This window comes from Azospirillum sp. TSH100 (assembly GCF_004923295.1).
In the GTDB taxonomy this organism is placed as follows: Bacteria; Pseudomonadota; Alphaproteobacteria; order Azospirillales; family Azospirillaceae; genus Azospirillum.
Map to the genome: position 1 here is coordinate 97,738 of NZ_CP039640.1, position 12,631 is coordinate 110,368.

A 12,631-nucleotide genomic window follows, 5' to 3' on the forward strand; every position below is an offset into this window, starting at 1 on the left:
GTGTCCTCTACTCTACGCGCATGGTTGCCGCGCTGTCCGCGGCCGACTTGGGATCGGCGTCAGTTTTGCGGACGACCAGAGTGGCGAAGCCATAGCGACACCCCTCATAATCGAAATCGGGCGGTGCATCCCATTGGGGGGTGTCAATCAACCGGCAGCCCTTCATTCGGGGCAGCAACCGATCGGTCAGATCGGCAATCCTGTAAAGGCGTTCGTCCACCAGGGGCAACCGGGCGCCGGGACGATAGGCATCGTTGAAGTCGAGGGTCAGAACCGCAACGCCGTTCAATTTCAGCAAGGCGGCGATGTTCTCCGCAAATTTCCCGTCATCGGGCACATGCTCGATCACGGATGTCGAGAAGATTACATCATAACTTTCCTTATGCGTGCTGCGAAGCCGCATAAACCCGTCCAAGTCGGTATTGATGGCAGGGTCGATCTTGTCCACGCCCCACCCCAAAGCCGTCAAGGTTTCGGCCGCCGTATCCTCGAAGGAGCCGACGCAGAGTGTCCGCGGCGCGGCCGTCCTGCCAATGCCCGTCAGGATGCCCAACACCGTGTCCAGCACGAAGGCCTGCTGCACATTGGCTCGGGGAATTTTGCGCAGGATCAGGTCGGGACATTTCTCCCGCATCAGCGCGACGACAGGTTCGTAGTGCGCGCGGGCCATATCGTCCAGCACCCGGTTGAAGGCAGGCTCCGATTGACCGGCCGGCCGCCCAGGCTTTGCCGGAGAAGCCGGTGCGGATGCTTGCGACGCATCCCGTTCACCCGTCTGCCTCTTCAGCAGGATACCGAGCAGAATATCTTCCAAACGCTGCCGGTAGCGCGCAGGTGACCAATCGTTGCGCAGCGAAACCAGTCCCGCCGTTCCGGCGGCTATGATCTGTTTAAGCGGCAACTGGTCCGCCATGATCTTGGGGCGGACATCACGCAGATGGCGGAACATGGGATTCATCGTCACCGCCAAAGGCCGATCCACCGCCAGTGCGTAATCCACGACACTGGAAATCCCGAGCATGTTGGGGCCGTTGTAGAAGAAGGCGTTCAGTGTGTTGGCGGACAGCCAGTCGAGAATGCCTTCCCTATCCAGGAAATCATGCGTGATGGACAGGTGGATGCTGTCCTTGAACAGCAGGCGGCGGCAGCGTTCCACCGTGGCGTGAGCCATCCGCCCCTCTGGATCGACCACATCGTTCCAGGGAATGTTCAGGCGGATGATTGCCTCATCGAACTCGTGCTGAACCCGCAGTATCAGTTCATCGAACCCCTTGTTCGGGGTGCCGAAACCGAAGCTGCCGATCGTCGGAATCCGAGGCGCCGGGGTTCGCATGGTGAAATAGGGAACATAGCGCCCGCAGGAAAACAGCCGCGGCCCCTCCAGGTCCAGGGTCGGGTCTGGAAGAATATGGTGACTGAAGCGGGGGTCGTCCGGAACATCCACGTCTTGAGCAAATTCATGCCGAAGCTCGACACGCGGCAAGCCCGCATAGCGTGAAGACACCTCGGCCGTAAACCACGGCATGGTGCCGGGATTGTAGTTCAGCAGCAGCAGGTCCGGCCGCACCCGGTCGACCGATGTCTTCAAGGTCTCTGCGTCGTCGCACTCGCAATAATGCACGGTCAGAGATCTGGAGGACGACAATGAATCGGCCAGATTGCGGCCATACTCGTGGATGCCGCAACGCTGGGAGGCATGATTGACCACCAGAACGACGGGCAGCACCTCCGCTGTTCTTAGAGCCATCGGTCCAGGTTTCGGATCCGTCTCCGCCTTCGGCGCATCGGCTTGGGGAAGAAGATGGAAATCTTGCAGAAGAGCGTGGAAGCGTTTTGCAAAGGTGGCGGGCCCCCAGAGGGAGCCCAGTTCACGAACGATCGGCGGCGAGCGCTCGAGCGAATCCTGCAAGCTCCAGTACGGGTAGGGTGGGATATGCGCATGGATGTGTCGGAACGTCGGGTTGTCCGATACGGCCAGAGGCCGCCCGCTTACGATGGCTTGATCGGTGGTGGCGGACAAACCCGGCTGTTGCCGGGTGTAAAGAAAACAGTTCAGGCTGTTGCCGGAACACCAGGAGATCAGCTCTGCCTTGGAAAGGTATTTCCGCGTAAAGTCGATCTGAACGCCAGGCTTTGCCGCCTGCCGACAGAGACGTTCAAGATGGTCGGTATAATTCTCCCCGTGCAACAGGGCCGTACCGCCTGTGAAATCCCCGTCAGGAACATTGATCCGGACGATGGCTCTGTCGAATTCCCGATTGACGGCATCCACCACCAACTCGAAGCCCTTGCCGACAGTCGGAAAACCAAAACTGCCGATCACCGGGCCTCCTGCCGGCGCGGACGGCAGGACAGCAGGAGGGGTTTCCAAAGGCCTGGGGAAGGGGTAGACACGGCCGTCAGCCGTCAGGGTTGGATCCAGGCAGATATAGGCGTCGAAATGCTCTCTGGGACAGAGAGCAAACGGATCTCCCGGAAGTGTTTCCAGAACGATCGTAAACACCCGGCCGCTTAGCCGGCGCAATCCAGATGTGTCCAGATCCGCCATGGCATAAGGGTGATAATTGAACACCCAGAAATCAATCTCTGAATCAGAGCTGAATCGATCGATATCGTTAAATCTTATATACTCTAACTCATAATGCTCCGATTGTTTTATGCAATCGAACACCATCAGCCCAGATTCGTGAATGCTGCATCTTTCCTTCGACGTATTGACGAAGATGCCTCGCGCTTTTTTCTGCGTAGGTTGCCGCACCAAGTACTCTCCTATGCACGCCTCTGGCTGGATCGTTTGCAGCGTGGATTGCCCTCTTCAAACCAAAAAAAGAGGGCAATCATCCTAACCTGATAGCATTCACTCTACTCTGTTCATAGCGCGAAGTGTGGATGATGAATTTCTTGGGTAAATGATAACAGGCAATCTCAATTTCTTTTGATCGAGAGGTTACAGGAAGTGTTGCAATATTCGACCACTCCCTTACCCCACGATCTTCCACGATCCGTCCGGCTGGCGGCAGGCGGTGCCGAAGGCCTGCTCGGTGCGGCCGCCGACGACGATGGTCTGCTGGAATTCGCGGCAGTAGGCGCCGGAGCCGTCATAGCCGTCCTTGACCGGCACGATGACGCCCTGGTTGCCGGACTGCGGGTTGTTCCAGGTGATCCGCTGGCCGATGGGGGCGCTGTAAGCCTGATAGGCGGCGCGATCGGCATATTGCTGGTCGGCACGGTCGAGCGAGGCGCCGATCTCACGGCCGGCGAAGGCGCCCAGCAGCGTGCCGATGCCCACCGCCACCAGCTTGCCCGAGCCGCCGCCGAAGCGTGAGCCGATCAGGCCGCCGGCAACGGCGCCACCGACGGTGCCGAACCCTTCCTTGGTGCCCATCGAGCCGGTCTGGCAGCCGGCCAGGATGGTGGACAGCGCAAGCACCGCGACGGCTGCGATACGGGTGGAGCGGGACTGGGCACGCATCGGAGGACTCATCTCTGTTCCGAGGGTTGTTGTGCCCGACTATAGCGCAAGCGGTACCGTTTGTGCAGCAACCCTTGGCTTTTCCATGCCAGCGGCAGGAGACCGCAGAGCGTCTAGCCGTTGAGGCACCAACGACGCGAAAACTGCTCCCGGATCCCGGTCATGGCGGCGTGGTTCCGGATCGGATCGAGGTGCCCTGCCCTTTCCCGGCCAAAAGATCGAAGAGGGAGACGATGAACAGCGGCGTCAGCAGGCCCAGATAGCGGTCGGCAGCGGCATCCGCCCCCACCATGATGCTCACCAGCGCGATCAGCATCGCCAGTGCGACGATGACGCCAAGGAAATGACGCTCCCAGCCAGTCAGGCCCCGGCGCAGGGACAGCAGCGCGACACCGCCCCACAGCAGCATCAGGTTCATCTTCACCAGAACCCGGGCAAACTTCGCCATCACCGCCGGGCTGGCGATCCGGGCCATCAGGATGCCGGGCCATTGGGCCGGGGAGATCTGTTGCAGGTCGGTGCGGGGAACCGGGAGGATGACGGCGCGCAGAATGAAATAGGCCGCCATTGCGGCGACGGACGTGGCCAGGAGCGCGGCCAGGAAACGCCGCCGCGGCGGCGCAAGGTCGCGGCGGCGCAACAGCAACTCCGCCCCCGCAAGGGTGGCGAAGATCGGCAGCACCAATTCCCGCTGGAACACCGCCGCCGGTGGAATCAGCAGGGCCGCGTAGGCACTCCGCCCGTCCGCCCGGTAGAAATAAACACCGGCGGCGACGAGGAACCAGCTCCACCCCTCCGTCAGCGGTGCCACGACATGGAACATCAGCGGACCGGCCAGCAGCAGCAAGCATACCGCCGACAGCCCTGGCAGAGACACCCCGGCCGGCGCCCAGCTGGCTGGCCGGCCTTGTGTCGCGGCGGTCTGCGCCACAGTGGCGTAAACGAAACCGCCAGCGGAAGCCAACCCAAGAAAATTCGCCAAAATCAAAGAAAAGAAGACATCCGCGCGATAGGAGATCCCCTCGAAAACAGTAAAATGATCGAAGGCGATGTCGTTCGAGAACAGAAATCCGGCCTTCAGGATGAGATGGGCGATGACAGCCGTCAGCTGCCGCATGGCGAATGGCGCACGCACCGCACCGAAATCCAACGGATTCAGAACCATGACATGGTAACTGCGGAAGTCGTCGCCACCGCCGAGCCAAGGCACCTGGAACTTGTGGGCGTAGAACAGCAGCGGATAGCCCAGAATGACGGTGAGTCCCAACCCGGTCAGGAACCGGCGTGCGCCTTCATGCATTCCCCCTCATCCCCTTGCCATGTCCTTTCGGGTCCGATCCCGGAGAGGCTACACCATGGCCTCCAGGGCCAGTTCAGGATTGCCGTCCTCGAAGAAGCGGCCCTCGTTCTCCAGTTCGGCGAAGGCGGGGTGCGCGGCATCCCCGAACCGGCACCGTCGCACCGACCGGAAACCGGCCGCCGTCAGCGCTTCGGTCAAAGTCCCTTCATCCCACATCCACAGATGCCGGCTGCGGCCCAGCAGCCGCTTCAGCATCCCGAGCGGTCCACGTTCCTCCTCCTCGATGCCCAGCATCGTGGAGCGCATCAGCGCGATGGAGGACTGCGGCATGTTGGCCGAGCGTGCCCTGACATACGCGTCGACCCGCCAGGACAGATCGGGCACGATCAGGCGGAACACCCCTCCGGGCTTCAGCATCCGCCGTGTGTTGTCCAAAGCCGTCAGGCAGTCCCGATAGGTCATATGCTCCAGAACATGACTGGCATAGACGCAGTCGACCGACCCCGGTGCAAAGGGCAACCCCTTCACGATATCGCCGTAGCGGGCCAGGGCCGGAAAACGTTCCGCATTCTTGAAGCTGAAACGTCCGACGATGGGCAGGCGCTCGAACCAAAGGGTCGGCGACGCATCGAAATTGTGCCAGTTTTCAGACACCGACCAGCCGCAACCGAACTGAACCAATACCGGCTGGGGATCCTGTATCGTCCGGCCCCGCATCTTTTAATCATGCCCCTCCGGTTTTGCATCATCCAGCGAGGCGAAAAGGGCATTCGCCGACAGCCCGATTCCGTCGATCACCGGGGCTGAGGTCTTAACATGGTTGCAGCATGCCGCAAAGCTTTCGTGTAAAGACGGGGTGAACGGATTATCTCGGAATAGCTGGCGGGCATTTCGGCAGAATGATTGATGACGGGATGAGCGCGGGTGAAATCGTCCTGGCACCGCCCCGCCGGCTCCCCACGGTCCCGCCGCTCGGCAGAGGACCGCGCCGCCGGATCGTTCTTCATGATTACGGCGGCTATTCCTTTCCAATCCAACTCGCCCGCTGGCTGGCCGGCCAGGGCCACGAGGTGCTTTACCTCTATTCCGCCGATGTCGAGGCACCGCGCGGCCGTCTGGCGCACGGCGCCGACGATCCGGCCGGGCTGCGGATCGAAGCGGTGAGCACAGGCCGTCCCCTGTCCAAATATGCCCTGCTGCGGCGCTGGTGGCAGGAAATGGACTATGGCGCCAGACTGGGCGCGCGGACCATCGCGTTCCGCCCCGACATGGTGTTGTCCACCAACACGCCGCCGGCCGTGCAGGCCGCGCTGTTGAAGGCATTGCGCAAACGGAAGCTGCCTCTGCTGTGCTGGGTCCAGGACATCTTTTCGATCGGCGCCGCCGAAATCCTGAAGGGCAAGCCGGCGCCTCTACGCTGGGCGGCCTGCCGTTTCCTGGAGCGTATCGAATTCGGCACGATGCGGAATTCGGCAGGTCTGGTGGTCATTTCCGATGACTTCCTGCCGGCCCTTGCACGGTACGGGGTTCGCCACCCGTACAGCACCGTGGTGGAGAACTGGGCGCCTCAGGGCGAAATCCGCCCCTTGCCCAAGGACAATCCCTGGTCCCGCACGCATGGCTTGGCGGACCGTTTCGTTTTCCTGTGTGCCGGCACGATGGGAAAGAAGCACAACCCGGAACTGCTGGCCGCTCTGGCCCGCAGTTTCCGCGATGACCCGGAGGTTCGGGTGGTCGTGGTCAGCCAGGGCATCGGCCGCGGCTGGCTGGAGAGCGTCAAGCAGGCCGAAGCCCTGGACAATCTGCTGCTGTTGGATTTCCAGCCTTTTGAAAGCCTGTCACAGGTGCTGGCCAGTGCGGATGTCGCCGTGGTGGTGCTGGAGAGCTTCGCCGGCGCATTGTCGGTGCCGTCCAAGGTCTATAGCCATTTCTGTTCGAACCGCCCCATCCTAGGGGCGCTTCCGGCAAGCAATCATGCCCACCGGTTGATCCGGGGCAGGCAAGCGGGGTTGTGCGTGGAACCGACGGATGAAACAGGGTTCATCGCCGCCGCCCTGCGTCTGCGCCAGGACGCCGCCCTGCGAAAGTTCCTCGCCGATGGGCAGGCTGCCTATGCCGCCGATGCCTTCGACATCGACCGCATCGGCAGCCGCTTTTCCGCTCTCATCGAAGAGTGCTGCCAGCGGGCCGCCGCCTGAAGGTGCGGCGGCCCGTCCGCATCACATGCGGGCGCCGATGCGAAGCAGCGCCACGCCCTGGCTGAAGCCCACGTCTGGCTTGTCGGACGTGCGGCGGCGGAAGCCGACCTCACCGCCGACATACAATTCCGGCTGCAGGGCATACACCGCACGGGCGCGGGCGTCGTAGGTCCAGTTCGTCTGGTTGGCGCCCTTGAAATCATCCTGGAATGCGCTTGCCGTGCCGGTCAGGATGATGTTCCGCTGCATTTCGTGGCGGATCAGCAGGCTGGCGCCGGTATGGATCATGCCGGACGCGTTGGTGGTGATGGTTTCCTGCACCGAACGTTCCAGCGAGAGCGCCACCACGGTCATGCGGTTCGGGGTCCAGTTCAGGACCGACTTCAGCGCCAGACCCGACGGATCCTTGAAGCGCGAATCCTCGTAATCCTGCTTCATGTAACCGACCAGGAAGTCGCCGCGCACCAGCTGGGTGATGTCGACGCCGATACCGGTTTCAGCCCGCCAGCCGCTGCTCGACCGGTTGAAGCCGGCACGGTCGCGGCTGGAATCATACTGGCGCCGGTTGACTTCGACCTGGGTCACCGCGGCATAGCCGGGGAACAGCTCGTAGGAACCGCGGCCCATCGCCCCGAATTCATTCCGGTTGCGGTCGGAATTGTCGATGGTGGTGCCTGTGGACGTGTCGACGTCGCCGAACAGGCGCCGCGCGCCGTTCAGCTCGCTCTGGAAGGTATAGCGGCCGACCTGATATTTGGTCCCGGTCCGCCCGCCGAAGCCATAGGTCCGGGTGGGCGACTTCCCGTTGACCGCATCGGGGCTACCGCGGTCCTCATAGGTCTGATAAGCGTCGAGCGATCCCGTCGCTTCCCATTCCCGGCTGAAGTCATAGCGCCCGGCGACAGAGGTCGAGGCGTCCAGATGGTTGTCATCCTTGTAGGTCGCGAACAGCGACTGTTCCGCCCGAGCGGTGACATTCAGCATGTGGTTGGTGAAGCGGGACCGCAGCTGGAACTCCGGCGTGATCCGGGTGATGAAATCCGATTTTTTGTCCTTCGCGCGGGCATAGATGTTGTTGTTGTAGCCCTCGCTTACTTCGACTTGCGGCAGCAGCAGGAATGACCCAAGTTCGATCCCCTTGGGCTGGTAAGAATCGTCGATCTGCTTTTCGTCGTCTTTGCCGTCGGTCTTTTCCTGAGGGTTTTGCTCTTGCAGGATTTTGGCGGAATTGGCGCGGCGTGGATCAGCCTTGTCCTGTGACTTGATGCTTTGCGCCTGCACCGGCAAAGCCCAGAATGCCGCAAGTGCAATCAGAGAAACCGCAGTGAGCGGCTTGGTCACCGATGCCCGGACAGAACCAGACCGCATCGTCTTTTCCTTGCCACGGAACAGGTCGTTGAGCGGTTGCCGGGTATGCGGCCAAGCGACAGTCATATGCGGGATCCTCGACATCCATTAAGGGTCTAATCGAAAACGGGGCGGCCTATATCCATAGGGGGTAACATTTTTTCCGATGGCGATCCAGAGGCGGTGGAATCTTGTCACATTAAACAACCTGAAGCCGGTCCTCCGTCATACGCAGAGCGATGAAGCTGAAATCCCACGCCGATACCGCGGGATTCTGCTGCCGGACTTGCGGGCAGGCAGCGTTCCGGTTGCCCATGACTTTTCCACGCGGGCGGTGGGAGAACGGCCTTCCAGCCGGAACTTGCGGCATGCTGCCCCGATTCGCGGACTGAGAGAGGGCAGAGCCGGAACGAAAATATGGGGAAATGAAGTCGCCTGTCAGGCAAAGGGGCTCTGTTCAAAACATCTCGCGCCCCGTTACTTTTCGATGATTTTTATTACAGCTCGACATAGTTTTCTTGCAGCGTGGACATCCGGTTCGGATATAGCGGCACTATGATTTGCAGTTGCATCATCTTGGGGGATGGATTAACTCTTTTAGCTGCTTTGTGCTGTTCGTACAGCGTTGTTGGCGAACCGAATCGATCGGGATCGCCGCTCGATTCGATGGGTCTGTTGATATGAACCTGTTCTCCCGACGCATTGGCGCTTCCCTGTTGACCCTGCTTCTGCTCAGCGGCTGCGGTTCCATTTCCTCGACAGTCGGCGATTTTCCGAGCGAGCCGGCCCCGACCAAGATCGCGAACCCGGCCGACGGCTACCGTCTGGAACCCGGCAACCGCGTTCGCGTCATCGTGTTCAATGAAGCCAACCTGTCGGGGGATTTCACGGTGGACCCAGCCGGCAACATCGCCATGCCGCTGGTCGGCAACATTGCTGCGAGCGGCGTCACCGCCAAGGTGCTGTCCACGCGCATTGAAGACGCGCTGAAGCGCGACAACTACATGCAGGTGCCGAATGTGGCGGTGGAGGTCCAGACCTTCCGCCCCTATTACGTGCTTGGCGAAGTCCGGCAGCCCGGTGAATTCCCCTATACCACCGGCATGACGGTTCTGAGCGCGGTCGCCCGTGCCGGCGGCTATGATTACCGCGCCCGTCAGGGGGAGGTCGTCCTGGTCCGTCCGGTTGACGACGGCCAGAAGGAATACCGTGCCACGGAACGGACCCCCTTGCTGCCCGGCGACATCGTGAAGGTTCTGGAGCGCCGCTTCTGATCTGCGGATCGGATCGCGTAAAATCGGACTCAATTCGAAGCGTGAATCCGATCGCCAAGCACGAGGCCTGAACTTATCGCGTTTTTCATTGAACGCAGCAAGTTGAACGCGACAAGTTCCGGCCTTTTGCCCCCGATCGTCCGATACCCGCGCCGGTTGGTGCAGCGGCTGATCGATTTCAGATTTCCGATGGAAGCGGCCCGGAACGGCAATTGCCCGTTCCGGCAATGACTGCTGCCATACCGGTCCGTCCCGCCCCATGCCGCACATGGCGACATGGGGTTCCCTGCGGAGAACTCCTGACCGGAAAGCCGGCCGGAGTTCTCCCTGGTCATCATGACAAGCGCAGGAATGATCCCAGGATCAGGTGGGGCTCGACGTGAAGATCGTGTTCGACGGAATGATGGGCTGGGTATCGTTGTTGTTATTGGTCGTCGTGTTGGTGGTCGTCGTCTGCTGTGTGTTCTGCTGCGCCGTACCCGACGAGGTTTCCGTCGCCGTCCTGGTGGTGGACTGTTGGCGATTGAGAATTTCGTTGATCTGCGATGCGTTGGTCGGGTTGCTGGCGCTCAGAGAGGTGGTCGTGCTCGCCTGGTTCAGCGTCTGGGTCACGGTGCTGCCGGCGCTGGGCACTGCGGCGACCACCGTCTGCGAGGTGGCGGCGGTGTAGGCATTCGCCATGACGGCGATGGCGGTCTGCGGCGACGATTGATAGACGACCGGATTGCTGGCGATCTGCGTCGCGGCGATGGCGATGCTGGCGACCGTCTGGGGAGCGACCCGCTGCGCATCGGGCGAAATGGCGACGCGGGCGGCGACGGTGACCACATTCATCGTCTGGGACGGCGCGGAAGTCATCACCGGCTGGGATTGGACCGCCTGGACGGCGGAACTGGCAAGCTGCACCGCGAGTGCCGGGGCGACCGGCAAGACCCGCTCGGCGACCGTGACGGCCTGGGCGCACACCGCCGCGGTGACCGCCGGGTTGTTGATGGTGGCGGAGGCCGCGACGGCAGCCGCGGCGACGTTGGCGGCGACCACCGGGGCGACGGCCTGGACCTGCGGCGTCACGAAGATGCGCGCGGCGGTGGTCAGAACGGTGACCGTCTGTTGCGGCGCGGAAGACTGGACGGTCGTGGCACGCACCGTCTCGACCGCGGCAGCCGCCGCCTGGATGGCCGCCTGCGGGTTGACGCTGAGCAGTCGCTCCGCCGCGGTGACCACCGCCTGCGCCAGTTCCGCGCTGCGTTGCGGATTTCCTGCGGACAGGGTGTTGAGTGCCTGCGTCACCTGCTGGGGGTTGCCGCTCAGCACTGCGGCACGCAGGGCGGGGGGAAGCGTGTTGACGTCGCCCTGGGCGGCGGCGTTGCCCTGAGCCTGCTGGCCCCCCTGCTGGGCCAGGACCGGACCGCAGAATCCGACGGCGGCGGCGGCCACGGTGATAGCCACTAGCTGTGCTGGAAACCTCATGGCCACACCTCTTTTCCCTTGGAAGCACCCGACGGACTGCAATGGTCATTAATACGTTTTCCCGGCGGCCTTGCAATCGGTAGCTTTCATGAGCCTGGACATTTCCCCTGCAGTCATGCGCTCCGGCTTCCTCCGTCTACGGGCAGGTGATAGGGTGCGCGCCCTTGATGGACGCTCCCGAAGGCCATTCCTTGCATCCGACGCCGATGCCGCCGCCCTCCCCCAATCATCCACCGAACACTGTCGGCGCAGCACTGGCACCCGAACTCCGCGTCATGCTGCAATCCGCTTCGGCAACCCTGAGGAGCGTACCTTTCCGCCCGCATGGCGGCGGAGGCGACCGGGACTCCGATTGGATGGCGCTGGATTGGGACTTGCTGGTCACCTGCGTCCGACACCATCGGCTCGATCTGCTGATGACCTCCCTTCTGAATTCGGAGGCGGGGATTCCGGACAGCGTACGCGCTGCCTTGAAGGACAACGAACGGACAGCCAGGACCATGGCATTGCAGCGGGCGGGAGAACTGGCCCGCGTCGCCCGGCGGTTCGGCGGTGCCGGCATCGACATGCTGGCGCTCAAGGGGCCGGCGCTGTCGGCGCAAATCCACGGGCATCTGTTCGGCCGCGTCTGCAGCGATCTTGATCTGCTCATCAGGCCTGACGACGAGGAGGGCGCCCGCCGGCTTCTCGCCGAACTGGGCTATGGCGGCACGGATGCGGACGTGCTGGTCTGCCAGAACGCCGTCACCCTGCGCCATGCCGTCACCGGCGCCATGATCGACCTGCACACACGCATGGGCGAGGATGAGGGGCTGGTCCCCACCGGTGCATTCCGGCCCTTCGAAACCGCGGTTGAGATGCAGATTGCCGGCGTCCGGGTCCGAACCCTGGCGCCGCCCGCCGCCATGGCCTATGCCGCCTATCACGGCGCGCATCATCATTGGTGCCGTCTGCAATGGCTTGCCGACATCGCCGCAGCGACCCGGCTGGCGGAGCTGGATTGGAACGCGATTGCGGAGATCGCCCGGCGTGCTGGAACGGAGCGTCACCTCCTCCTGTCCCTGCGCCTGTGCCAGTCGCTGTTCGGCTGCGGACCCGCCGTTTCCGTAGAACTTTCCGGTCAGCTTTCTTCCCGGCTTTCTCCGCAGGCCATGGCCGGCGTTCTGCGGGCGGAATCGATCCTCCCGGCTGTTCTGGCCCTGCCGCCGCTCGGCGAATTCGACATGGTGCGGCGGGTCGGACGGCTGCGGATTCTGCGGGCGGAGCTGGCGCTGACAGAGCTCCGGTCTGCATGGCTGGCCCGGCTGCGGCTGCGGCTGCGGCCTACGGTGACCGACCGCAACGCCATTCGGCTGCCCTCGGCATTGGGATTTCTTTATTACGCCGTGCGCTTCATCCGTGTGCTGTGGGCGACGGGAAGAGCGGTCCTGCCCCATCGCCCGTCTCATCCCCAACGAGCCCGTCCAAAGGACCGGCGTGCGCCCTAGAGCGTGATCGCTTCAAGCGTGAAACACACGGAAACCAAAAGCTTGGCGTCCGTCTGGTGCTTCAGTAAGAACCAGACGGACTC

Annotated in this window: 9 protein-coding genes; 3 read left to right on the forward strand and 6 right to left on the reverse strand. The window is 62.5% G+C overall.

The window, feature by feature from the left end; all coding sequences use genetic code 11:
- Window positions 1-7 precede the first annotated feature (7 nt).
- From E6C72_RS30580 to E6C72_RS30595, 4 genes are all read right to left on the reverse strand, one after another.
- Complete coding sequence (locus E6C72_RS30580) at window positions 8-2,758, reverse strand: class I SAM-dependent methyltransferase (RefSeq protein ID WP_136700879.1); 2,751 nt, start codon at window positions 2,756-2,758, stop codon at window positions 8-10.
- A 222-nt stretch (window positions 2,759-2,980) separates the two neighbouring features.
- On the reverse strand, window positions 2,981-3,472 hold the full coding sequence (locus E6C72_RS30585; protein ID WP_109085397.1) for an RT0821/Lpp0805 family surface protein: 492 nt from the start codon (window positions 3,470-3,472) through the stop codon (window positions 2,981-2,983).
- A 160-nt stretch (window positions 3,473-3,632) separates the two neighbouring features.
- Window positions 3,633-4,772 carry a hypothetical protein gene (locus E6C72_RS30590; protein WP_109085396.1) on the reverse strand — a complete coding sequence of 380 codons (1,140 nt, stop codon included), beginning with the start codon at window positions 4,770-4,772 and terminating at the stop codon, window positions 3,633-3,635.
- Between the two features lie 48 nt (window positions 4,773-4,820).
- Window positions 4,821-5,453, reverse strand: a complete 633-nt coding sequence (locus E6C72_RS30595) for a methyltransferase domain-containing protein (RefSeq protein WP_158280151.1) — start codon at window positions 5,451-5,453, stop codon at window positions 4,821-4,823.
- A 233-nt stretch (window positions 5,454-5,686) separates the two neighbouring features.
- On the opposite strand from E6C72_RS30595, the gene E6C72_RS30600 reads away from it, so the two are divergent.
- The gene (locus E6C72_RS30600) at window positions 5,687-6,970 is read left to right on the forward strand and encodes a glycosyltransferase family 4 protein (RefSeq protein WP_158280150.1); all 1,284 of its coding nucleotides are present in this window, start codon (window positions 5,687-5,689) and stop codon (window positions 6,968-6,970) included.
- A 21-nt stretch (window positions 6,971-6,991) separates the two neighbouring features.
- On the opposite strand, the gene E6C72_RS30605 is transcribed toward E6C72_RS30600, so the two are convergent.
- Complete coding sequence (locus E6C72_RS30605; protein WP_158280149.1) at window positions 6,992-8,338, reverse strand: outer membrane beta-barrel protein; 1,347 nt, start codon at window positions 8,336-8,338, stop codon at window positions 6,992-6,994.
- Window positions 8,339-9,033: 695 nt separating this feature from the next.
- On the opposite strand from E6C72_RS30605, the gene E6C72_RS30610 reads away from it, so the two are divergent.
- Window positions 9,034-9,591, forward strand: a complete 558-nt coding sequence (locus tag E6C72_RS30610) for a polysaccharide biosynthesis/export family protein (RefSeq protein WP_247882194.1) — start codon at window positions 9,034-9,036, stop codon at window positions 9,589-9,591.
- Between the two features lie 363 nt (window positions 9,592-9,954).
- Here the strand turns inward: E6C72_RS30610 and E6C72_RS30615 are convergent, their stop codons facing one another.
- Entirely contained in the window at window positions 9,955-11,040 is a 1,086-nt protein-coding gene (locus E6C72_RS30615) for a hypothetical protein (protein WP_109085391.1), read from the reverse strand.
- A 377-nt stretch (window positions 11,041-11,417) separates the two neighbouring features.
- On the opposite strand from E6C72_RS30615, the gene E6C72_RS30620 reads away from it, so the two are divergent.
- Entirely contained in the window at window positions 11,418-12,548 is a 1,131-nt protein-coding gene (locus E6C72_RS30620; RefSeq protein WP_158280148.1) for a nucleotidyltransferase family protein, read from the forward strand.
- The last annotated feature ends 83 nt before the right edge of the window (window positions 12,549-12,631 follow it).